Below are 21,444 nucleotides of genomic sequence, written 5' to 3' on the forward strand. Positions count from 1 at the left end.
CAAGCGGGATAATTCAGATCCGACATTGTTTTCCAATAGATGCAGCGACCATTTGGTTTTGTCGCTTGTCCTGAACGGCGGTCCATCCGCAAAACCTGTGGGAGCGAGCCTGCTCGCGAAGGCGTCTTTCCACTCACATCATCGGCGACTGTTACACCGCTATCGCGAGCAGGCTCACTCCTACAATAGAACGGCGCAAATTCAGGTCAGTTTGATCCGCAGCACTTCGGCACATTCCTCAATCGACCGCCGTTGCGTCTCGGCATACAACCCCAACTCATCAATGGTCGAACGCCCCAGCGCCTGTTCGAAAGCATGTCGATTGGAGTGTTCGGCGTAATGCGCCTGTGCGGCATCCCCCAGGTTCGACTGAAAAATCCCCGCCGCGCTCACCGGCAGGAAATCTTCGTACACCAGCGGCTCCGCTTTCACGTAGCCATCGCGCAGCAAATCCTCCAGTGACGATTCGCCAAGTCCGTGCGCCGCGATGCCCTTTTCCGTAGCGAAATAACGAAAGTACGCCATCCCCTGTTCGCGCATGCCCTCGATGCTGTCAGGAAATTCGGCAAAGTGCTGCGTCATCAGCGCGTCGTAGCGTGCGGCATTGGCTTCGTTAGGGAAGTCGCCCAATTCATCGCGAGCGGCATTCAACAAGCGGTCATACAACGCGCGACCCTTCGGCGTGAGGGCGGCGCCGCGTTGTTCGATTTCGCCGAAGCGCGCGCTGTGGCTGCCACGGGTTTCGGGCTGATCGGTGAAGGCGATCGGCTCGTCCAGCGCTTTGAAGCTGGTCTGGCGCAGCAGGATCGGGCAATTGCGGCGTGGTGGACCTTCGATCACCGCTTTGGGTGTGATGCCATGGGCAGGCATCTGCTCCTGAACGGTGTCGATGTCCAGCGTGCGCGGGGTCAGGTGATTGATATGCGGGCCTTTGAACGCAACGACATCGGCGACCAAACGGTGCTGAGCGCTAAGTTTCTGGTATTGCGCGGCACTGACGGTGGCGCTGTGGTGCCAGCGAAAAGTCTCCAGTGCCTGTCGGACGAATTCTGCGGCTTCGGCGTCATCCAGTCCGCCCGCCGTTTCCGCCTGTTCAATCAGACGCAACGCGGAGTCAGTAAAAATCGAACGACGGGCCAGCACCGACTCGGCAAACTCACGCAGTTCACGATCTTCAATCAGCTCCAGGCGCAGCAACGAGGTGAACACGCGAAACGGGCTGACCTGCAGCGCTTCTTCATGCACCGCGCGAAACGCCGTTGAATGCACCGGCACACCCGCTGGGGTCAGGTCGTAATAACCCACCGGTTGCATGCCCATCACCGCGAACAGGCGGGCGAGGATAGCCAGTTCGCTCGCGGTGCCGACGCGGATGGCGCCGTGGCGTTCCATGTCCAACCGATCGATTTCGCCGGTGCGCTTGAGTTGCCCGGCGATGTCTGGCTGACCTGCCAGCACTTCGCGATTGGTTTTCTCCACCAGTTCCATCAGCGCGCCGTACAGCGGCACCTCTTCGCGGTACATGTCGGACATCGCTCGGGAGAAGCGTTGGCGGATCAGGTCGGGGCTGACGAACGGCTGCACGGTCATGAAAAAAATTCCTGCCACGGTGACGAAATGGATGCCCGAAAAGATCGCAGCCTTCGCCCACGCGGGCAAACGAAGAATCCTACGAACTTCATTCTGCCAACGACTGATCCACCAGCTCGATCCAGTGTCTGACCGGCGTGCGCCCGGCGCTCGCCAGATGGCTCTGACAGCCCACATTGGAAGTGACGATCAACTCGGGCCGTCCGCTTTCCAGAGCGTTGAGTCGATGGTCACGCAGTTGCCGCGCCAGCACCGGTTGGGTCAGCGAGTAAGTGCCCGCCGAGCCGCAGCACAAATGGCCATCCGGCACTGGTGTGAGGTTGAAGCCGAGTCGGGACAGTACTGCCTCCACGGCGCCGCCGAGTTTCAGTGCGTGCTGCAAAGTGCACGGGCAATGCACGGCGATGCGCCGTTCGCTGGCGGCGCAGACCTGTTCCAGCGGTTCCTGCGCGATGATTTGCACCAGATCCCGAGTCATTTCGCTGATCCGCCGTGCTTTCGAGGCGTAGATCGGGTCGTCCGCAAGCAGATGCCCATAATCCTTGATGAACGCGCCACAACCGCTGGCCGTTTGCACGATGGCTTCGGCGCCATTCTGCAAGTGCGGCCACCAAGCGTCGATGTTCTGTCGAGCGCGGTCAAGACCTTTGGCCTGGGCGTCGAGGTGATAGTCGAGCGCACCGCAGCAACCGGCCTCGTTCACCGGAGTGACGCTGATGCCCAGACGATCGAGCACCCGCGCGGTCGCGTCATTGGTGTTCGGCGACAGGCCCGGTTGCACGCAGCCTTCGAGCAACAACACCCGGCGCGGATGCCGAGGAGCGGGGCGCGACCCCATAACACCCAAGTGCTGCGGCAATTTGCTTTCCAGCAGGCGCGGCAGCAGTGGTCGAAAGGTCGCGCCCATGCGCAGCAAGCCTTTGAACAGCCCCGGATTCGGCGCCAGCGCGCGCAAGCCTTCGCGCAGCAAGCGCTGAGCGGCAGGGCGCGGCACCGCGCTGTCGACTACCGCGCGGCCAATGTCGAGCAGGTTGTGATAATCGACGCCGGACGGGCAGGTGGTTTCGCAGTTGCGGCACGACAGGCAACGATCCAGATGCAGTTGCGTCTGCTCGGTGGCCGGTGCGCCTTCCAGCACTTGCTTGATCAGATAAATGCGCCCGCGCGGGCCATCGAGTTCATCGCCGAGCAATTGATAGGTCGGGCACGTCGCGTTGCAGAAACCGCAATGCACGCAGGTGCGCAGGATCTTTTCCGCTTCGCCAGCCCGGGGCAATTTTCGCGATTGCTCGCTGAGGGTGGTTTGCATGGCTAGACCTCCGCGTACATGCGTCCGGGGTTGAACAGCCCTTGCGGGTCGAGTTGCGCCTTGAGTTGCCGGTGGTAGCGCAGCAGGGTTGGCGCCAAGGGTTGAAACGGCGAGTCGGTGGCACCGTGGGTAAAGCACGTTGCATGGCCGCCCAAGGAATGGGCGAGTGCGTGAATCTCAGAGCTTTCGGATTTAAGCCAGCGTTGCGCGCCGGCCCAGTCGATCAGTTGCTCGCCGGGCAGCTCGAGCGGGCCGAGGTTGTTCGGCAATGACAGGCGCCACAGCGGCAAACCTTCGTCGAAAAAACTCAGGCGCTGTTCGTTGAGGTCGCGCCAGAAACCCGAATCCAGCTGCTCGCCGCCGAGGCGTTGATGCGCCGCCGTCACCGAACCTTCGCCACCTTCCAGGCGCAGGTACAGGCTCCGGCCATCGTGGCACGCGGCGCTGATCGGCAGCGGTTGCTGGCCCCATTCGGCAAGTTTGCTCAAGGCCCGAGCGCAGTCGATATCGAGGCGAATGCTCAGGCACTGGCGTGGTTTCGGCAGGACTTTCAGCGACACTTCGGTGAGCACGCCGAGGCAACCGAAACTGCCGGCCATCAGCCGCGACAGGTCATAACCGGCGACGTTTTTCATCACTTCGCCACCGAAGCGCAAATGTTGACCGAGGCCGGTGATCACCCGCGTGCCGAGAACGAAGTCGCGCACCGAGCCGGACCACGGCCGGCGAGGTCCGGACAGTCCCGTGGCGACCATGCCGCCGACCGTGGCGCTGTCGGCAAAGGATGGCGGTTCGCAGGGCAACATTTGCCCGGCCTCATCCAGCGCCGCAAGCAGCTCGGACAACGGCGTGCCGGCACGTGCGGTGACCACCAGTTCGGTCGGATCGTATTGAACGATGTCGCGATGAGCACGGGTGTCGAGCACTTCGCCGGCCACCTCGCGACCGAGAAACGCCTTGCTGTTGCCGCCCTGAATCTTCAGCGGCGTGGCATTGGCCCGCGCGGCGTTGACCTGATCGAGCAGGGCGTTGGCGGCATCGAAATCAGCCATCAGAATCGCTCCAGCTCGGAGAAGGGCAGTTGCCCGGCGTGAATGTGCATCGCGCCGAATTCGGCGCAGCGATGCAGGGTCGGAATGTTCTTGCCGGGATTGAGCAGGCCCTGCGGATCGAACGCGGCTTTCACCGCATGAAACAGCAGTAACTCGTCGCTGTTGAACTGCGCGCACATCTGATTGATTTTTTCGCGGCCGACGCCGTGCTCGCCGGTGATGCTGCCGCCGACTTTCACGCACAGTTCGAGGATCTTGCCGCCCAGTGCCTCGGCGCGATGCAGCTCCCCCGGCTGGTTGGCGTCGAACAGGATCAGCGGATGCATGTTGCCGTCGCCGGCATGGAACACGTTGGCCACGCGCAAGCCATATTCCTCGCCGAGGCTAGCGATACCTTGCAGCACAGCGGGCAATTCGCGGCGCGGGATGGTGCCGTCCATGCAGTAATAATCCGGCGACAACCGGCCGATCGCCGGAAACGCATTTTTGCGCCCGGCCCAGAAACGCACACGCTCGGCCTCGTCCTGGGCCTGGCGCACTTCAGTGGCGCCGGCCGCTGTCATGACTTCCCGTACGCGCTGGCAATCGTCGTGCACGTCGGCTTCGACGCCGTCGAGTTCGCACAACAGAATCGCCTCGGCGTCGACCGGGTAACCGGCGTGGATAAAGTCTTCGGCGGCGCGAATGGCCAGGTTGTCCATCATTTCCAGACCACCCGGAATGATCCCGGCAGCGATGATTTCGGCAACCGCACGACCGGCCTTTTCCACTGAGTCGAAACTGCCGAGCAGGACCTTGGCGACTTGCGGTTTGGGCAGCAGTTTCACCGTGACTTCGGTGATGATCCCCAGCAGGCCTTCGGAGCCGGTGAACAAGGCGAGCAGGTCAAAACCGGCTGAATCAAGCGCCTCGGAACCCAGCGTCAGACGTTCGCCCTCGATGGTCAGCACTTCGATTTTCAGCACGTTGTGCACGGTCAGGCCGTACTTGAGGCAATGCACGCCGCCAGCGTTTTCCGCGACGTTGCCGCCGATCGAACAGGCGATCTGCGATGACGGATCCGGCGCGTAATACAGGCCGAACGGGGCCGCCGCCTGGGAGATAGCAAGATTGCGCACCCCCGGCTGAACCCGCGCGATACGTGCAGCGGGGTCGATGTGCAGGATGCTGTTGAACCGCGCCATCACCAGCAACAGGCCTTTTTCCAGTGGCAGCGCGCCGCCGGACAATCCCGTACCGGCACCCCGCGCGACCACGGGCACATTGTTCTGATGGCAGAGTTTCAGCAGGGTTTGCACTTGCTCCAGACGCCGGGGCAGGGCCACCAGCATTGGCGAGGTGCGGTAGGCGGAGAGGCCGTCGCATTCGTAGGGTTTGAGTTCATCTTCGCGCCAGAGGATGTCCAGGTCCGGCAGGGCTTGTTGCAGAGCCTTGAGCAATTCGCCCTTGTTCACCTCGGGCAACGGACCGTCGAGGCGTTCGTCGTAAAGGATGTTCATGGGAACGCCAACCTTCTGTCTCCGCTGATCGTTCCCACGCTCTGCGTGGGAATGTAGCCCGTGACGCTCCGCGTCACTGGACGCAGAGCGTCCCCTGAGGCATTCCCACGCAGAGCATGGGAACGATCAGTTGCGCAACCTGGGGCATTGCGAGTATCCATCTTCATCGCTGTCGTTCCAGAAATTCCCCGTACAGCCGCGCGGTATTTCCCGGCTGTTCGACCATCGGCATGTGCCCGACGTGATCCCACACATCCACTTCGAGATTGGCGATGCCTTTGCTCCACACCGGCACGCTGCTGACGTCGATCAGGCGATCCTTGCGTCCCCAGAGCAACAGCGCCGGGCATTGGATCTCGGCCAGTTTCGGCTCCATCGGCGGGCTGGCGCGGAAGTCGCGGAAGATTTCTTCGAGCTCGTCACGCTGTTGCTCGTAGCGCTGGGCGACGGCGTCCAGCACCAGTTTCGGTACCCACGGCGGCGACTCCATGGTCATCGCGTAGAAGCGCTGAAATTCTTCGCGGGAATTGATCAGAAACGGATTGTGCCCGCGCGCCAGATGGCGCTCCATGTCGCTCGGCTCCGGTGCGGTGACGCCGGCCGGGTCGATCAATGCCAGCGAGGCGATTCGCTCCGGATAGGTCGCTGCCAGCCACGCGGCAATGTAGCCGCCCATGGAGTTGCCAATGACGTGGACTTTCTCTACGCCGCAGACATCGAGCAGCTGAATCATGCGTTTGGCCTGAACCGCAATGTCGTAACCGCCGCCAGCCTTGAAGCCAGTCTCACCGTGGCCGGCCAGATCCGGGATGATCACCCGATACTGACGGACGAAATGCCGGGCGCAGCGCAGCCAGAGGTTTTTATCGGCGCTGAAGCCGTGCAGCATCAGGATCGCGCTGGACGCCTCGTACGGCCCGCCTTGCCAGGTCGACACGGTCATCTCGGCTATCGGCACTTCGATCTTGTGCAATTTGTACAACCTGGCCTCGCTTGCCATCGCCAGGTCGTACAGCCAATGGCCGACCGCCGGGTAACTCAACCAGCTCCAGGCCACGAAAACCGCGAGTGCGACAAACAGCAAAAGCATCGACGTCTTCCTTATACGTGTTCAGGACAAAATATGGTCGGCCGGTTTCAGCGCCCGGGTCAGCAGGTGATAGCTGAAACTGAAGCCGGGAAACATCGCGATCACATGACCGCTCTTGCTCTGGTACCAACTGTGGCAACCACCGGACTTCCACACCGTGCGCTGCATTTCCCGGTGGATCATTGCAGTGTAGGTACGTTCTGCGTCACGGCGCACTTCGATGCTGCTCAGGCCTTTGGCCCGTACGGTGCGGATGCAGTCGAGGATGTAGTTCATCTGCGATTCAATGATGAAAAGCGCCGAGGTGTGGCCAATGCCGGTGTTCGGCCCGGTGACGATAAACAGGTTGGGGAAATCCGGCAGGCTGGTGCCGAGGTACGCGCGCGGGTATTCGGCCCAGACATCTCTGAGTTGCACCGCGTTTTTGCCGCTGACCGGGTAGGAAATCACCCCGTCGGTGGCGTCGTAACCGGTCGACCAGACGATCAGATCAACATCGAGATGCTCACCGTCCACGGTGTTGATCCCGCTTTCGTCGATCGAAGCGATGCCGTGCTCGCGACTGTGCAACGTGACGTTGGCGCGGCTCAGCGCCGGGTAGTACGTGCTGGACACCAAAACGCGTTTGCAGCCGATGGTGAAGTCCGGAGTGAGTTTTTGCCGCAGCAGCGGGTCCGGAATCTGGCGCTTGAGAAAACGCAGCGCATGTTGTTGGACCAGATGAATCGCCGGTCTCGAGTATTTGAAGGCGATCACCCGGGTTTCGAATTGCCAGTAGATCAGCCAGCGCAGCAGCTTGTACGCCGGCTTCAGACCGAGCAGCCAGCGCTGGAAACGGCCGAATTTGCGATCGGCACGCGGCAGCACCCAATGCGGCGTGCGCTGGAATACATGCAGGTGTTCGACTTGTGGCGCAATCGCCGGGATCACCTGCGCGGCGCTGGCACCACTGCCGACGATCGCGACGCGTTTACCGCGATAGTCGTAGCTGTGATCCCAATTGTTTGTGTGAAAAGTCTTGCCTTGAAAGCGATCCATCCCAGCAAAGTGCGGGATGACCGGCTGACTCAATGGCCCGGAAGCGTTGATCAAAAACTGCGTGTGAAAGATGCCTTTGGCGCGGGTGTGCACCGTCCAGTGTTTTTCCGCCTCGTCCCACTCGACGCGCTCGACATCCGCCCCCAGCTCCACGCGCTCGCGCAAACCGAACTGCTCGATCAGCTGTTCGGTGTAGCGACGCAATTCCGCCTGTTCGGCGAACATCTGCGACCAGCGGTAGGGCGCGAATGACAGCGAATACAGCGGCGACGGGACGTCCACCGCTGCGCCGGGGTAGGTGTTCTGGCACCAGGTGCCGCCGAAGAAGTCGCGTCGCTCAAGAATGCGAAAATCGTCGATTCCGGCCTTGAGCAGGTTGACCGCCGCGCACTGGCCGCCGAAACCGCTGCCGATGATCAACACAGCGTAGGTATGCATGTGCCCCCTTTTTATAGTTGTTTTTCCATTTCCCCTCTTTCATTTATAGCCAACTCTGGGCCGCGCGTGCGGCGCTGATAGCGCTCTATTCAGGCCGCTGGCCGGTGATGGCTATTTAGCGGCGCCCTGATAGACTCCGGACACATCCTTGTCGGGATGTAACCATGCATCGCGCGGTCGAGGCCCTTATGGGAAATACGCGAGGAAAGGGACTTTCACTGGCCAGGAGGCTGTACAGGTCGCGGGTGTTCGGGCTGCTGCTCGGGCTGATGTGTGTCAGCGTGGCGATGCATGCGCTCGATCCGCCGCTGTGGGTGTGGGGCCTGATGCTGTTCAACGGCCTGGTCTGGCCGCATCTGGCCTTTCTATGGGCGCGAAGCTCGAGCGTGCCGTTTCGCGCCGAACACCGCAATTTGCTGATCGATGCATTCATGGGCGGCTTCTGGGTCGCCGCCATGCAGTTCAATCCCTTGCCCAGCGCGACCACGATTTCGATGATGGCAATGAACAACGTCGCCATCGGTGGCGGGCGGTTTTTGCTGGCGGGCACGGCGGTGCAGTTGCTCGGTATGGGCGTAGGGCTGGTGGTGTTTGCGCCGGCGTTCATCCCGCCAACAACGCCGCTGCAGCTGTACGCCTGTTTGCCGTTGCTGTTGCTGTATCCGCTGGCGCTAGGCTGGATCTGCTTTCGCCAGGCATCGACCCTCGGTCGGCACAAGCGCGAGCTATTGGCGTTGAGTCGCACCGATAGCCTGACCGGCCTGCTCAATCATGGCGCGTGGAAGGATCAGCTGAACCTCGCGTTCCAGCGCTGCAAACGCCAGCAGCAGGGCGCGGCGATTGCGCTGATCGACATCGACCACTTCAAAGCGATCAATGACACCTATGGGCATGTCGCTGGCGATATCGTCCTGCGCCAGTTGAGCAAACTGCTCAAACAGAATCTTCGCGCCACGGATGTGGCGGGGCGCTATGGCGGGGACGAGTTCTGCGTGATTTTGCCGGAGCTGCCACTGTTCAACGCGGCTCAGGCGATGGAAGCCTTGCGCGAGCGTTTTGCGGTGATGGGCTACGAGCAGAACCCGGCGTTGAAGGTCAGTCTGAGCATTGGCCTGGCCGCGTACGACCCGAGCCATGCCGACGCCACGCGTTGGCTGGATGAGGCCGATCAGGCGTTGTACGAAGCCAAGGCCAGTGGGCGCAATCGGGTGATCTGCAACAGCGACAACAAGCCGAGGCAGGCGCTGCTGGATTCGGTCTGACGGGCGAGCTGATACCTGTGGGAGCGAGCCTGCTCGCGAAAGCGCTGGGTCAGGCGGTATCAATATCGTTTGCCACGACGCCTTCGCGAGCAGGCTCGCTCCCACCGGGGTATGTGTTGTCGGTTAGATCAGTGTCGCATCCGCTATAGAGCCTTGCGCCGATGTCGGTTACGGTTGAATCCCTCCGACACGAAACAAGGACTGCTTCATGACGTTCTCCTTTCCCCGCTCTCTGCTGGCCGCCAGCCTCGGTCTGTCCCTCGCATTCTCGGCAGCAAACGCCGCCGAACCGCACAAACAAGTGCTCGCCGATGCCGAGCAGTATCAGCCCGAAGCCCTGAAAATGTTGGAGCGACTGGTCAATATCGACTCCGGCTCAGGTTATGAGCCGGGCCTGAAACAGGTCAGCGACATTGCCATCGATGAACTGAAAAAACTCGGCGCCACCATCGAACTGGTGCCCAACACCCCGGAAAAATCCAACCACGTGCTGGCCACGCTCAAAGGCACCGGGAAAGCGAAGATTCTCCTGATGGCTCACATGGACACTGTGTTCAAGGAAGGCTCCGCCGCCGAGCGGCCTTTCCACATCAAGGACGGCCGCGCCTACGGGCCGGGTGTAATGGACGACAAGGGCGGCATCGTCGCCGGCATCTACGCATTGAAAGTGCTGAAGAACCTCGACTTCAAGGACTATGCGCAGATCACCTTCCTGCTGGATGCCAGCGAAGAAACCGGCTCGGACGTCGCCACCGACCTGATCAAGAGAACCGCCAAACAGCACGACGTCACCCTCAACCTCGAACCGGGGCGCCCGGCCGATGGCCTGGTGGTGTGGCGCAAGGGCAGTGCGACGGCGCTGGTCGAAGTCAAAGGCAAGGCCGCCCACGCCGGCGTCGCGCCTGAATTGGGCCGGAACGCGGCGATGGAAGCGGCGCATCAGATTCTGCAACTGGGCAAGCTCGGTGACGAGGCGAAGAAGACCACCATCAACTTCACCGTGCTCAAGGCCGGCGATCGCACCAACGTGATTCCTGATCAGGCCACGGCCAAGGCGGATGTGCGCGCGGCAGTGCCGGAGGAATTTGATCGCATCGAGAAGGATCTGGCGCGGGTCTCGCAGGACAAGTTGATTGCCGATACCGAAGTGGAAACGTCCTTGCAGCGCGGTTTGCCGCCGATGCCACAAACGGCCGAGTCGGATCGCCTGATGGCCATGGCCCAGGGAATTTACGGCGAGATTGGCCGCAAGCTGACCGAGGAGGGCAGTGGTGGCGCGGCGGATGCCAGTCTGTCCGCAGGCGTAGGGACGCCGACGCTGGATGGCTTCGGCATTGTCGGCGGCAATATTCACACGCCTGAGGAATATGCCGAGGTGGCGAGCGTGGCGCCGCGGATTTATTTGTTGTCACGGATGATCATGGAGTTGGCCAAGCCGCGGTGATGGGGTTTGCGGTGTGACGAGGCCGGGCGGGGTGCCAGAGAAATCGGCCCCTCACCCTAACCCTCTCCCGGAGGGAGAGGGGACTGACCGCGTTGTTTGTGGTCCATGTGGCAACCGCCAGATCAAGTTGAATTCAAATTCGCATTCAACGCGATCTCTCACGTCGGCGTAGATCCAGAGCATCCCCCAATCAGTCCCCTCTCCCTCTGGGAGAGGGCTAGGGTGAGGGGCTTTTGTGGGAAAAGTGGCAGTCGAGGACGGCGCACAAAAAATACCGAAAAGTCCGACAGAAGCTCTCGTTGCGGCCGTCGGGCGCGGCTCTTATAGTCTCGGTTCGCAGATAACCCTGCGACGATCTTGGCCGGTCGAATACAGAACCTGACCTTTCTGGAGTGAACTCTATGACCGACCAAGTAATGCCGCGCTATCTCCCCATCGACACCTACGACGCCGAATCGCCGGTGCTCTTCATCAATACCCACACTGAACTCAGCGACATGGCCGCCTGTGCGATGCACCGGTTTTTGGTCGTGCGCGATCTGGCCGACACTTTCGCCAGCCTCAACCTCAAGGGCATCTCCGATTGTGATCTGACGCGGGTGACCAGCGCGGTTCATCTGCTGATGCGCGAGGGCTGCGCGATTCTGAATGTGATTCAGGCGCGGGCGGCGCAGCGGTAGGAGGGGTATAAGACGCCGGTTTAGCGGTGCCGCAATAGACGCTTTCGCGAGCAGGCTCGCTCCCACAGGGGACCGCATTTCAACTGTGGGAGCGAGCCTGCTCGCGAGGGGGCCGGTGCAGCGTGTGCATCACTCCTTGACGCTCATGTACTCCTTGGCCCAGAGAATGTATTCCTCCGGCTGGGTATAGGTGTGGGTCAACTCGGTCGCGCTCAAATCGGAGGCCTGGGTGAAGATCTGCCGCTGTTCGCGCAGGCTGTCGTAGGTTGCTTTGATCGCGGCGAAGTAGGCGCCATGGCCGTCGATGGTCACGCGCACGCCCAGTTCGGCCAGGCGTTTGTCGTCGCGCAGGGCCGGGTTGCCGTAGGTGACCAGCATCAGCGGCACGGTCAGATGTTCGGCGATCTGTTCCAGCTGATCGAAGTCCTGCACGCCGACCATGCAGATACCGTCAGCGCCCGCCGCCTGATATTGGCGGGTGCGGCTGATGATTTCCTGATTCGGCAGAATGCCAGCGTTGGTGCGGGCGATGATGGCCATCTCGGTGTCGACCCGGGCTTCCAGCGCCGCGCGGATCTTGCCGACGCCTTCGGCCACGGTGATCAGGTCGGTGGATTTGCGCCCGAATTGCGCGGGCAGCAAGGTATCTTCGATGGTCAGTGCAGCGACGCCAGCGCGTTCCAGTTCGACGATGGTGCGCATCACGTTAAGAGCGTTACCGTAGCCGTGGTCGGCGTCGGCGATCACTGGCAATTGGGCGACGCGGCCAATGCGCGTGGCCTGTTCGGCGAATTCGCTGAGGGTGATCAGGGCGAAGTCCGGCGCGCCAAGCACCTGCAGGGAGGCCACGGAACCGCCGAGGATACCCACTTCAAAACCCAGGTCAGCGGCGATGCGGGCGGACATCGGGTCGAACACCGAAGCCGTGTGGTAGCAGGTGTCGGAGGCCAGCAGCTGACGGAAGTTACGGCGCAAATCTTGATGGGAAAGCCTGGTCATACGAGTTCCACCAATACATAAGGAATGGAAGGGCTTGAGCAAAGGTGTCAACGCCGAAGAGTGAAAAGGCTATCACGCGAATGGGTCAAGAATCATGACGAATTTGCGCGGCAGGACTGGCGGCTGAAAGGTTTAATCTCCCGTGCTGGAAATATCAGGCCGCCACGGCATGTTGCTGTTGATGGGGCAGGAGCACTGCGCGCACTGAATTGCCCGGCTGAAGTTGCAGGCGTTTGGCGGTGAGACGATCGACAACCAGGCTGTTGCCCACCAGTCGACCGGGGGCCACGGTGATACGGCAGTTTTCCAGCCGGCGGTTGTGAATCAGCCATAGCGGCGCCTGCTCGTCCGGGGTGCCGAGGCTCAGGGTCAGTTCGAGGCTGTCGCGCACCGTGCGGATGCTGCGGATCGGCGCTTCGATGACCGGGCCACCGTCGAAAATGTCGATATAGCCTTTGTGCGTGAAACCCTCGGCTTGAAGAATCTTCAACGCCGGCTGGGTGTTCGGGTGAGTCTGGCCTATCGCCGCCTGCGCCTGTTCGGTGAGGAGGCAGGTGTACAGCGGCTGGCGCGGCATCAGTTCGGCGATAAAGGCTTTGTTGCCCAGGCCGGACAAGTGATCGGCGTGGGTGAAATCCATCTGGAAGAAGTGCCGGCCGAGGCTGTCCCAAAATGGCGAGCAACCGTTTTCATCGGCACTGCCTCGCAGTTCGGCTATCATCTTCTCGCCAAACAGATGCGGAAATTCGGCGACGAACAGCAGACGACCCAGCGACAACAGGCGGCCATTGCTGCCGTTGCGCTGGTCATGGCGCAGGAACAGCGAGCACAGCTCCGATTGCCCGGTCAGTTCGTTGTTGAGGAACAACGTTGGGATCTGCCGCTGAATGCCCAGGTCCGGTGCCGAACTGACGGTCACCCCGAGCCGGTAGTTGTACCAGGGCTCGCGCAGGCCAACGGCGCCGGCCATCGCGCTGACACCGACCACGCGCTGCTCATCATCCTCGAGGACAAACAGGTAATCGGCATCGGCCCGTTCGACCTGTTCGGCGAACGCCCGTTGCGCCCAGCGCACCCGGTGCGCAAGTCGGTCCTCGTTGGCCGGAAGGGTGGTGAAACCTGGCCCGGCCTGTTCGACGAGGGTCATCAAGGCAGGCAGGTCGCTGACTTTTACCGGACGGACAATCATGCTCCAACTCCTTTGGCGTACCGATTCAGGCGCCGATGGCTAACGCGGCTCACAGAGCGACCAGCCGTATCGAGCTGCCTTCGCTGACTTTCAGCGCCGCGCAGATGGCGGGCGTCAGGGGCAGCGGCTGATCGGGGTGATAATCGAGTTCGGTGACAATCGCGCGGTAGTCATGCAGGGCGTCATTGCTCAGCAGATAACGGCCACGGGCGTCGGTCGATACTTGTTGGCGGACAATGGCCGTTTGGCTGTCAGCGATCGAGCGAATGTTTGCGGTACGCGCATACAGGGTCGGGCCGGCGTCGAACAGGTCGATGTAGCTGTTGGTTTCGAAGCCTTCCCGCGCGAGGATGTCGAACGCTTCCTGGCCGTCCGGGTGCACGCGGCCGATGCAATCCTGCGCCGCTTGCGGCAGCATCGGCACGTAGATCGGGTATTGCGGCATCAGTTCGGCGAGAAACGTGCGGCTCTGCAACCCGCACAGGCGCTCGGCTTCCGCGTACGGCAGGTCGAAGAAATGCTTGCCCAGCGCATCCCAGAACGGCGAGTGACCCTGCTCGTCGCTGTAGCCGACGATCTCGGTGATCACCGCCTCGGAGAACCGCTGTGCATGCGCAGCAATGAACAGCAGGCGCGCTCGCGACAGCAGTTCAGAAAACGGCGTGCGCACCAACGCGGTGTCAATGTGGAAACCGCGCAGCAAGGTATGCCCGCTGAGGTCATGGCACAGCGACAACGCCGGCACGCCATGCTCGATGTTCAATTCTCGCGATGCACTGGTGAAATGGCGGTTGCGCAGGCTGTAGAACGGCTCCTTGAAGCCGGCGGTGGCAAGGATTTCCGAGCAGCCGACCAATTGCTGGCGTTCGAGATCTTCCAGTACAAAGAAATAGTTTTCCGGCCCCTGGGCTGTGGCGGCGCTGTCGAGAGACGCGCACGACGCGGCGATTTTTTCGCGCAGGTGTTCGCTGTCATCCGGCAGCGAAGTCACGCCGATCAGGCTCTCGCGGGCCAGGCGCTGTAGCTGGGGCAGATCATTCTGCTCGACTGGGCGTAAGACCAGCATGGATGTACTCCTGTATCAAAAGGTTCGGCCGATTCGCCGAACCTGACTATCACTGTCGGTGTCCACGCGTTGAATCGGCGGTCGCCTGATTTGTTGTCAGACGCCGCTCTTTTTCTTGTCAGCCTTTGCTCGGATCGGGCAGCGCTGTGCTGGCGCCGAGCTTGTTGAGGAAGAACAGGTACACCAGGCCCAGGGCAATCCAGATCAGGCCGAGTTTCTGCGCATCGACGCCCATGTTGTACATGATCGCGGCGACGATGATGAAGCCGATCACCGGGCAGAGCAGATGGCGCACAAACTGCCCCGACTTCTGCCGACGCCAGTAGTGGTTGATCACCGTCAGGTGCAGGAGCATGAAACCGCTGAGGGCGCCGAAGTTGATCAGCGAGGTGAGGATGTCGACCGCGTCGATGAACAGGTAGCAGATCAGCAGCGACAACACCGCCACCAGATAAATGCTCAGGTACGGCGTGTTGTGTTTCGGGTGGACCTTGGCCAGCACCTTCGGCAGCTTGCCGTCGCGGGCCATGCCGAACAGCAGGCGCGATACGGCGGCCTGCGAGGTGATTGCCACGGCCACGCCCCAGGCCAGCGCCGTGGCGACGGCTGTCAGGGTCGCGAGCCAGCTGCCAGCGGCGATTTCAGCGATTTCATAGAACGCGGTGTCGGCGGATTTGAAGCCCATGCCCGCCGCCAGATCGGTGGCAATCCACGTCTGTACGACGAAAATCGTGCCCATCACCGCCAGGGTGATCAGCGCTGCCTTGCCGACGCTGCGGCCCGGATCTTCCTTGATTTCTTCGGCGAGGGTGGAGATCGCGTCGAAGCCGAGGAACGACAGCACGGCGATCGACACCGCTTGCATCAGCAGAGCGAAGTTGAAGGTTTCCGGGTGATACAGCGGCGCCAGCGTCAGCTCACCGTTACCGCCACCGTTGTGCAGGGCGTTCCAGGCGTAGAACAGGAAGATGCCCAGCACGACCAGTTGTGCCAGCAGGAACAGCATGTTCATCCGCGCGGTGAAGGTGATGCCGCGCAGGTTGACGAATGTTGCGCTGACCAGAAACGCCAGGATGAAGCCGACCTTGGGAATGTCCGGGTACAAATGGTTGAGCGCCATCGCCGAATACAGGTACAGCAGCGGCGGAATCAGCAGGTAATCGAGCAGCATCAGCCAGCCAGCGATGAAGCCGACGTGTTGATTAAGGCCGCGTTGCGCGTAGGAATATACAGAGCCGGCAACCGGGAAGGCCTTGGCCATGCTGCCGTAACTCAGGGCGGTGAACAGCATCGCCACCATGCCGATGATGTACGCCAGCGGCACCATCCCCGGTGCTTCGGCGTTGACGTAGCCATACACACCGAACGGGGCGATGGGGATCATGAAGATCATCCCGTACACCACCAGATCGGTCAGCGTCAGGCTACGTTTCAACTCTTGCTTGTAGCCGAATTCTTCAATTTCCATGAAGCGCAACTCCTTGTCAGCCATCGGTCGGTTTATGTTTATCGGTCCGTCATTTACAGCAAAGGTGCGAGGTAGCCGGCCCAGCGCGACACTGCTTCGGGGCTGCGCAGCAGATCGTTGCGCACCTCGATCAGCACCGCCTCAAGGCCCCGGGCATCACCGTGCACCGGCACGGTCATGTCGCCCAAGGGATCAATTCTGTACGGCTGGTTGCCCGCCACCTTCAGCGGATGCACTTGCAGCCCGTCGAGCAAACGCAGGGCATAGTCTTTGGCCTGGCCGAACAACACGCCGACTTCCAGCGGTCGCGGCTGGCCGTAATACACCGGGGTGAAACTGTGAATGCCGACCACACGCACCGGCAGACCTTTGGCAATGCGCTCGTCGATCAACATCTGCAAGCGCGCATGAAACGGTTTGAACAGCGTTTGGCGCCGGTATTCGCGGGTCGCCTCATCCAGCTCGCGGTTGCCGGGTATCGGGTAGATCTCGCTCTGCAGCGGGATGCTGTCCGGAGCATGGCGCGGGCGGTTGAGGTCGATCAGCAGCCGTGAATAATTGGCGCTGAGCAACGTAGCGCCAAGCTGTTCCGACAACTGTTCGGCCAGTTGCAGCGCGCCGATGTCCCAGGCGATATGTTCGCGCGCGGCCGCCTCGTCCAGGCCCAGATTGTTCAGGGCGTCGGGGATGTATCGACTGGCGTGTTCGCACACGAGGATCAACGGATTCGTCGAGTCCTCGCGGCTCAGGGTGTAGACCGGGCGGGTATACAACCCCAGCTCAGCGGATTCAGTACAGGCGTGCATAGTGCTCACACAGGTCAGCGGGCGAGAGCTGTTCCGTCAGCGCCAGTTCCTCGGTTTTCAGGGCGTAATACGTGTCGAGCAACGGCTTGGGCAGCCATTCATTGAAGGCTGCACTGTCACGCAGGCAATCCAGCGCCTGGGCCAGCGAGGCGGGCAGGGCGACGATGCCCCGGGCCTTGCGTTGCTCGTCGTTGAGTGAATCGGGAATTTCATCCGTGATCGCGTTCAGCGCCAGACGTTGTTCGATGCCCAGCCGCCCGGCAATCAGCAGCGCGGCCATGGCCAGATGCGGCGAGGCGGTGGCGTCCATGGCGCGGAATTCCAGGTTGAACTGCTGCGCAGCGGATTTACCCCCCAAGGTCACGGTCGGGCAGATGCGCAACGCCGCTTCACGATTCTGCTGCCCCAGACACGCATAGGACGCGCTCCAGTGGTGCGGCTGCAACCGCTGGTAGGACAGCGGCGTCGGTGCGGTGAAGGCGCACAGCGCCGGCAGATAGTGCAGGACGCCGGCGGCCCAGTGCTGACCGATGCTCGACAGGCCGTTGCTGGTGCCGGCGTCGTACAACATCGGCTGGCCGGCCAGATCGAGCAGGCTGACGTGCAGATGCACACCGTTGCACACCGCTTCGGCGGCAGTCTTCGGCGCAAAACTCAGGTCGAGGCCCATTTGCCGGGCGATTTCCCGGGTGATTTCGCGCACGTTGACCGCACGATCCGCCGCCGCTACGCCAAGAGTCGGGCGGCAGGTGATTTCGTATTGGTGCTTGCCGTATTCCGGCAGAAACATTTCCGGCTCGACGCCGCCGGCGCGCAGGGCGCTGAGCAGCCAGCCGCCGAATTCGGCGCCCTGGCGCTGCGCTTCGAGAGAGAACGCCGCGTGTTCGGCAATGCCTGCGTGCAGGTTGAATTCATGTTCGAAGGCGGCGTTGACCTGCAACCCCAACTCATCGTGATAGCGCTCGATTTCATCGCGCAGCAATGTGCGTGGGCAGGCGCCCCAGGCCTGGCCGTCGGTCTCGCGAATATCGGCGTGGATGAAATCCAGCACCGGTGCATTGGCGTCCGGGCCGCTGCCGACAGTGACGCGGCTGCTCAGATCCGGAATCAGCCGCAGATCGCCGTACGCGCCCCACGGACTGCTCGAGGCGATGATGTCCTGCGGCGTCAACGCGCTGTTGGCGGGGACCCAGCCGCAACCCGCCGCCTGGTAATGCTCCAGCTCATCGCTAGGAAACGAGCGGCCCCGGGTGATGCCGATCAGGTCAGTTGTCACCAGCGTGGTCATCGGTAAAGGCGTCAGGCGCGGGCTCATGGCTGCATCTCCCGCAGACGACCGAGCACGGTGTCGGTGTCGGTGATCCAGCAGTAACCCTTGATCGCGTTGAGGCAGGCGTGATGGCGTTCGGCGCTGTAAGTGGCGCAGGCGTCTTCTACCAGCGTCACCAGATAACCACGGTCGGCGGCGTCGCGCACGGCCATGTCCACACATTGGTCGGTGACGATGCCGGCGATGATCAGATGCCGGGTTTGCAGATTGCGCAGCACGTAATCGATGTTGGTCGAGTTGAACACCCCGGAGGAGGTCTTCGGCAGCACGATTTCGTTTTCGGTCGGGGTCAGTTCAGCGATGACCTGAGCCTGCACGCTGCCCTTGGGCAAGTGCATGTCAGACAGTTTGTGATCCAGCGAGCGGTCGCGACCGTCGGCGGTCAGGCTTTCGATAATCGTGTGCAGCACGTTCTGCTGCGCCTGGCGAAAGGCGCCAAGCAGCCGTTGCTGATTGGGCACCACCTGGCTGCGCGTGCGCTGGAGAAAATATTCGGCATCCGCCTCGAGCAGGTGTGGGTCGAATTGCGGTTCGAGCCAGGCGCGCTGCATGTCCACCAGCAACAAAGCGGTGTGGTCGGTCGCAAACGGCAGGTCCCGTGGCGAGCGGTGGGGAAGGCTGAACATCCTTATTTGTCCTCCAGCAGGTGAGTCGCAAAATCGTTGCGCAGGGCATCGATGCCTTCCAGGCGATCGGCCGGGTCCGGCACGCGCAAGGTCAGGCAGGCAATCAACGCCTCGACCTGCGCCAGCGCCGGCACCATGGTGTCGAACGGCGACGCCGATTCCACCGGCGCGCTGATGATCAGGTCGGCCAATTCGCGCAGCGGCGAGGCGTAGACATCGGTGAACAACACCACTCGCGCGTTGTTGTTCTTCGCCGCCTGCGCAACGCGCAAAGCCTGGGTCTGGTAGCGCCGGTAGTCGAACACCAGCACCACGTCCTGACGTTGCAGGTCGAACAAGCGGTCAGGCAGCAGCGCGTTATCTTCCAGGGCGAAACAGCCGGGACGCAGCAGACGCAAATGGTTGAGCAGGTAATTGGCCAGCAGAATGCTGAAGCGGCCACCGAAACAGTAGACCTGATGGCGGCTGTCGAGCAGCCATTCCACGAGGATGCGCACGTCTTCAGGCTGGGTCAGGGCTTGGGTGTCGACCAGTAAACGCTGGCTGTCGGCCAGGTAATGCGCCCAGGCATCGTCCTTGTTCTGCTGCGAGCGCGGCTGCAACAGTGTGCGCGGTGAACGCAGGCGATGGTCCATGTCGCTGAGCAGGGCTTCCTGGAATTCGGCATAACCGCCGAAACCGAGCTTTTTCACCAGACGCACGATGGTCGGATCGCTGACACCGGCATGTTCGGCCAGTCGCGCCATAGGCCCGAGACCGTTGCGCGGATACTGATCAAGCAGGGCGCGAACGACTTTGCGCTCCGACGGCGTCAGGTCCAGGCCGGGATCGGTGATCAGGTCTCTGAGAGGGGGCATCCGGGCTCCTGCTGGATGGGGTGTCGAATTTGTTTCACATTCCGTTAAACGAGTATTTATGTAATGGGTGCTACATGTCTAGCTAATTTTTGTACAGGTTTTCTGAGCACCAAAAGTGTGCAAGGTGCCCGTGTAATAAGGGCTACGTCGAAGTAACGCGCTGTTGTAGTCCTTTGCCAATTGTTGTGTCAGACATTGCCTATCCCAAGCTCAGCGACGGGCCGGTGACAGCCCTGAACGCCGAGGTTTTACGGCACAATGCGACGCGTATCGGCTGTGTGCCATTGTTTGTTTTATCTTTCGACCGAGAACCTGCTTGTGCCAAGTAGCCGTTTGACACTGATTTGCCATGCGCGAACCATCGCACAGAAACTGGCGCGTTTTCCTACGAACGAGCCTGTTGAAGAGTTGCATTTAGCTTCTGACGCGTGGAGGGCGCGATTCGCCCCGCCACGGCGACTGATTTGCGCGCCTGAGCTGCGTACCCGGCAAACGGCAGCGTGGTTTGGCGTCGATGCGCAGATTGATCAAGCCCTGCGCGATTGCGATTGGGGACGCTGGCACGGCCAATCGATCAAGGATCTGCAAGCCAATGAAAACCAGGCTGTGCAAGCCTGGCTAGCCGATCCTGAAGCCGCACCCCATGGCGGCGAATCGGTCAGGCAACTGACGCAGCGGGTCTCAATGTGGCTGGACTCCATCGCCGAAACCCCTGGACATGTAGTGGCAGTCACGCATCCGTTCGTCATGCGCGCGGCGCTGATGCAGGTGCTGCAAGGCGCGGCGTTCAATGCAATCGACATCGAGCCACTGGCGATGATCGACTTGCGCTTCAATGGCATCTGGCGGCTACGCTTGCCGGGCATGGCCCTTGACGAGGAATTCTGATGAAACAGCTGCTGGTCATCGGCATTGGCGCCGGCAATCCGGACTACATCACGATGCAGGCGGTGAAAGCGCTGAATCGGGTCGATGTGTTCTTTTTGCTGGATAAAGGCCAGAGCAAGCAGACGCTGATCGATCTGCGCCGCGAGATCTGCGAGCGCTACATCACTGACCACGCTTATCGCTTTGTCGAAGCCAGCAGTCCGGAGCGCGAGCGCGGCGATGTCGACTACAGGGCGAGCGTCGATGCACTGAACCTCGCCAAGCAGCAGACCTTCGAACGGCTGATCAATGAAGAATTGTCCGACGGCCAGTGCGGCGGATTCCTGATCTGGGGCGATCCGGCGTTATACGACAGCACATTGCGGATTCTTCAGGCGATTCAGGCATCAGGCCGCTGTGAATTCGAATATGAAGTCATCCCCGGGATTACCAGTGTTCAAGCCTTGGCTGCGCAGCACAAAATACCTTTGAACACGATTGGTCGCTCAGTAGAAATCACCACAGGCCGGCGATTGGCGGCGGGGCAGGTGAGTGAAGCGGACAGTCTGGTGGTAATGCTCGATGCCGAGGATTCGTACCAGCGGGTGGCGGATCGGCAGACCGAGATTTTCTGGGGCGCTTACCTGGGCACGCCGGACGAGATACTGCTCAGCGGCCGGCTGGCGGAAGTGGCCGATGAGATCGAACGGGTGCGCAAGGCGGCGCGAGCGGAGCATGGCTGGATTATGGATACCTATCTGTTGCGCAAGCCTTGAGTGGTTGGCGCCTGAACAAGCGCTTTCGCGAGCAGGCTCGCTCCCACAGGGAAATGCG

19 protein-coding genes are annotated in these 21,444 nt (G+C 61.4%); 5 read left to right on the plus strand and 14 right to left on the minus strand.

Annotated features, from left to right (window positions below; genetic code table 11):
* Positions 1–201: 201 nt before the first annotated feature.
* The 6 genes from CKW30_RS00965 to CKW30_RS00990 form a co-directional block, all read right to left on the minus strand.
* A complete protein-coding gene (locus CKW30_RS00965; RefSeq protein WP_095179546.1) occupies positions 202–1,590 on the minus strand; it encodes a VOC family protein in 1,389 nt (462 codons plus the stop codon).
* Between the two features lie 88 nt (positions 1,591–1,678).
* Positions 1,679–2,899, minus strand: a complete 1,221-nt coding sequence (gene glcF, locus CKW30_RS00970; RefSeq protein WP_095179547.1) for a glycolate oxidase subunit GlcF — start codon at positions 2,897–2,899, stop codon at positions 1,679–1,681.
* A gap of 2 nt (positions 2,900–2,901) precedes the next feature.
* A complete protein-coding gene (gene glcE / locus CKW30_RS00975) occupies positions 2,902–3,951 on the minus strand; it encodes a glycolate oxidase subunit GlcE (RefSeq protein WP_095179548.1) in 1,050 nt (349 codons plus the stop codon).
* Positions 3,951–5,450 carry a glycolate oxidase subunit GlcD gene (glcD, locus tag CKW30_RS00980; protein ID WP_095179549.1) on the minus strand — a complete coding sequence of 500 codons (1,500 nt, stop codon included), beginning with the start codon at positions 5,448–5,450 and terminating at the stop codon, positions 3,951–3,953. The genes glcE and glcD overlap by 1 nt, the downstream gene beginning before the upstream one ends.
* 163 nt (positions 5,451–5,613) lie before the next feature.
* The gene (locus tag CKW30_RS00985) at positions 5,614–6,540 is read right to left on the minus strand and encodes an alpha/beta fold hydrolase (protein WP_095179550.1); all 927 of its coding nucleotides are present in this window, start codon (positions 6,538–6,540) and stop codon (positions 5,614–5,616) included.
* A gap of 21 nt (positions 6,541–6,561) precedes the next feature.
* Entirely contained in the window at positions 6,562–8,016 is a 1,455-nt protein-coding gene (locus tag CKW30_RS00990; RefSeq protein WP_095179551.1) for an NAD(P)/FAD-dependent oxidoreductase, read from the minus strand.
* Positions 8,017–8,204: 188 nt separating this feature from the next.
* Between CKW30_RS00990 and CKW30_RS00995 the strand changes: the two genes are divergently transcribed.
* The 3 genes from CKW30_RS00995 to CKW30_RS01005 all read left to right on the plus strand — a co-directional run bounded on the left by CKW30_RS00995 (position 8,205) and on the right by CKW30_RS01005 (position 11,402).
* Positions 8,205–9,278 carry a diguanylate cyclase gene (locus tag CKW30_RS00995; protein WP_095180274.1) on the plus strand — a complete coding sequence of 358 codons (1,074 nt, stop codon included), beginning with the start codon at positions 8,205–8,207 and terminating at the stop codon, positions 9,276–9,278.
* A 208-nt stretch (positions 9,279–9,486) separates the two neighbouring features.
* The gene (locus CKW30_RS01000) at positions 9,487–10,722 is read left to right on the plus strand and encodes a M20/M25/M40 family metallo-hydrolase (protein WP_095179552.1); all 1,236 of its coding nucleotides are present in this window, start codon (positions 9,487–9,489) and stop codon (positions 10,720–10,722) included.
* Between the two features lie 401 nt (positions 10,723–11,123).
* Positions 11,124–11,402 (plus strand): hypothetical protein, encoded by a 279-nt coding sequence (locus CKW30_RS01005; protein WP_095179553.1) that lies wholly within the window; start codon positions 11,124–11,126, stop codon positions 11,400–11,402.
* A 129-nt stretch (positions 11,403–11,531) separates the two neighbouring features.
* Here CKW30_RS01005 and CKW30_RS01010 read toward each other — a convergent pair whose 3' ends face one another.
* From CKW30_RS01010 to CKW30_RS01045, 8 genes are all read right to left on the minus strand, one after another.
* Complete coding sequence (locus CKW30_RS01010) at positions 11,532–12,401, minus strand: oxaloacetate decarboxylase (RefSeq protein ID WP_016774123.1); 870 nt, start codon at positions 12,399–12,401, stop codon at positions 11,532–11,534.
* Between the two features lie 154 nt (positions 12,402–12,555).
* On the minus strand, positions 12,556–13,590 hold the full coding sequence (gene astA, locus CKW30_RS01015; RefSeq protein ID WP_041478621.1) for an arginine N-succinyltransferase: 1,035 nt from the start codon (positions 13,588–13,590) through the stop codon (positions 12,556–12,558).
* A 49-nt stretch (positions 13,591–13,639) separates the two neighbouring features.
* On the minus strand, positions 13,640–14,656 hold the full coding sequence (locus tag CKW30_RS01020; protein WP_095179554.1) for an arginine N-succinyltransferase: 1,017 nt from the start codon (positions 14,654–14,656) through the stop codon (positions 13,640–13,642).
* 118 nt (positions 14,657–14,774) lie between these two features.
* Positions 14,775–16,124 (minus strand): APC family permease, encoded by a 1,350-nt coding sequence (locus CKW30_RS01025; protein WP_076567476.1) that lies wholly within the window; start codon positions 16,122–16,124, stop codon positions 14,775–14,777.
* Between the two features lie 53 nt (positions 16,125–16,177).
* Positions 16,178–16,930, minus strand: a complete 753-nt coding sequence (locus CKW30_RS01030) for an N-formylglutamate amidohydrolase (protein WP_056784608.1) — start codon at positions 16,928–16,930, stop codon at positions 16,178–16,180.
* Entirely contained in the window at positions 16,914–18,245 is a 1,332-nt protein-coding gene (locus tag CKW30_RS01035) for a glutamine synthetase (RefSeq protein ID WP_095179555.1), read from the minus strand. Before CKW30_RS01035 ends, CKW30_RS01030 begins: the two co-directional genes overlap by 17 nt.
* On the minus strand, positions 18,242–18,886 hold the full coding sequence (locus tag CKW30_RS01040; protein ID WP_095179556.1) for an isochorismatase family cysteine hydrolase: 645 nt from the start codon (positions 18,884–18,886) through the stop codon (positions 18,242–18,244). The genes CKW30_RS01035 and CKW30_RS01040 overlap by 4 nt, the downstream gene beginning before the upstream one ends.
* Before the next feature lie 2 nt (positions 18,887–18,888).
* Positions 18,889–19,743 carry a MurR/RpiR family transcriptional regulator gene (locus CKW30_RS01045; protein WP_095179557.1) on the minus strand — a complete coding sequence of 285 codons (855 nt, stop codon included), beginning with the start codon at positions 19,741–19,743 and terminating at the stop codon, positions 18,889–18,891.
* Positions 19,744–20,001: 258 nt separating this feature from the next.
* Here CKW30_RS01045 and CKW30_RS01050 point away from each other — a divergent pair, with 258 nt between their 5' ends.
* Together CKW30_RS01050 and cobF are read left to right on the plus strand one after the other, a co-directional pair.
* Complete coding sequence (locus tag CKW30_RS01050) at positions 20,002–20,631, plus strand: histidine phosphatase family protein (protein WP_371857494.1); 630 nt, start codon at positions 20,002–20,004, stop codon at positions 20,629–20,631.
* A complete protein-coding gene (gene cobF, locus CKW30_RS01055) occupies positions 20,631–21,386 on the plus strand; it encodes a precorrin-6A synthase (deacetylating) (RefSeq protein ID WP_095179558.1) in 756 nt (251 codons plus the stop codon). Before CKW30_RS01050 ends, cobF begins: the two co-directional genes overlap by 1 nt.
* The last annotated feature ends 58 nt before the right edge of the window (positions 21,387–21,444 follow it).

The sequence above is a fragment of the Pseudomonas sp. Irchel 3F6 genome, from assembly GCF_900187595.1.
Taxonomy (GTDB): domain Bacteria; phylum Pseudomonadota; class Gammaproteobacteria; order Pseudomonadales; family Pseudomonadaceae; genus Aquipseudomonas; species Aquipseudomonas siliginis.

Bases quoted from the DNA above. Each gene is read 5' to 3' on its own strand.
- CKW30_RS00965 (WP_095179546.1), bottom strand. From the start codon at position 1,590: ATGACCGTGCAGCCGTTCGTCAGCCCCGACCTGATCCGCCAACGCTTC.
- glcF (WP_095179547.1), bottom strand. From the start codon at position 2,899: ATGCAAACCACCCTCAGCGAGCAATCGCGAAAATTGCCCCGGGCTGGC.
- glcE (WP_095179548.1), bottom strand. From the start codon at position 3,951: ATGGCTGATTTCGATGCCGCCAACGCCCTGCTCGATCAGGTCAACGCC.
- glcD (WP_095179549.1), bottom strand. From the start codon at position 5,450: ATGAACATCCTTTACGACGAACGCCTCGACGGTCCGTTGCCCGAGGTG.
- CKW30_RS00985 (WP_095179550.1), bottom strand. From the start codon at position 6,540: ATGCTTTTGCTGTTTGTCGCACTCGCGGTTTTCGTGGCCTGGAGCTGG.
- CKW30_RS00990 (WP_095179551.1), bottom strand. From the start codon at position 8,016: ATGCATACCTACGCTGTGTTGATCATCGGCAGCGGTTTCGGCGGCCAG.
- CKW30_RS00995 (WP_095180274.1), top strand. From the start codon at position 8,205: ATGGGAAATACGCGAGGAAAGGGACTTTCACTGGCCAGGAGGCTGTAC.
- CKW30_RS01000 (WP_095179552.1), top strand. From the start codon at position 9,487: ATGACGTTCTCCTTTCCCCGCTCTCTGCTGGCCGCCAGCCTCGGTCTG.
- CKW30_RS01005 (WP_095179553.1), top strand. From the start codon at position 11,124: ATGACCGACCAAGTAATGCCGCGCTATCTCCCCATCGACACCTACGAC.
- CKW30_RS01010 (WP_016774123.1), bottom strand. From the start codon at position 12,401: ATGACCAGGCTTTCCCATCAAGATTTGCGCCGTAACTTCCGTCAGCTG.
- astA (WP_041478621.1), bottom strand. From the start codon at position 13,590: ATGATTGTCCGTCCGGTAAAAGTCAGCGACCTGCCTGCCTTGATGACC.
- CKW30_RS01020 (WP_095179554.1), bottom strand. From the start codon at position 14,656: ATGCTGGTCTTACGCCCAGTCGAGCAGAATGATCTGCCCCAGCTACAG.
- CKW30_RS01025 (WP_076567476.1), bottom strand. From the start codon at position 16,124: ATGGAAATTGAAGAATTCGGCTACAAGCAAGAGTTGAAACGTAGCCTG.
- CKW30_RS01030 (WP_056784608.1), bottom strand. From the start codon at position 16,930: ATGCACGCCTGTACTGAATCCGCTGAGCTGGGGTTGTATACCCGCCCG.
- CKW30_RS01035 (WP_095179555.1), bottom strand. From the start codon at position 18,245: ATGAGCCCGCGCCTGACGCCTTTACCGATGACCACGCTGGTGACAACT.
- CKW30_RS01040 (WP_095179556.1), bottom strand. From the start codon at position 18,886: ATGTTCAGCCTTCCCCACCGCTCGCCACGGGACCTGCCGTTTGCGACC.
- CKW30_RS01045 (WP_095179557.1), bottom strand. From the start codon at position 19,743: ATGCCCCCTCTCAGAGACCTGATCACCGATCCCGGCCTGGACCTGACG.
- CKW30_RS01050 (WP_371857494.1), top strand. From the start codon at position 20,002: ATGCGACGCGTATCGGCTGTGTGCCATTGTTTGTTTTATCTTTCGACC.
- cobF (WP_095179558.1), top strand. From the start codon at position 20,631: ATGAAACAGCTGCTGGTCATCGGCATTGGCGCCGGCAATCCGGACTAC.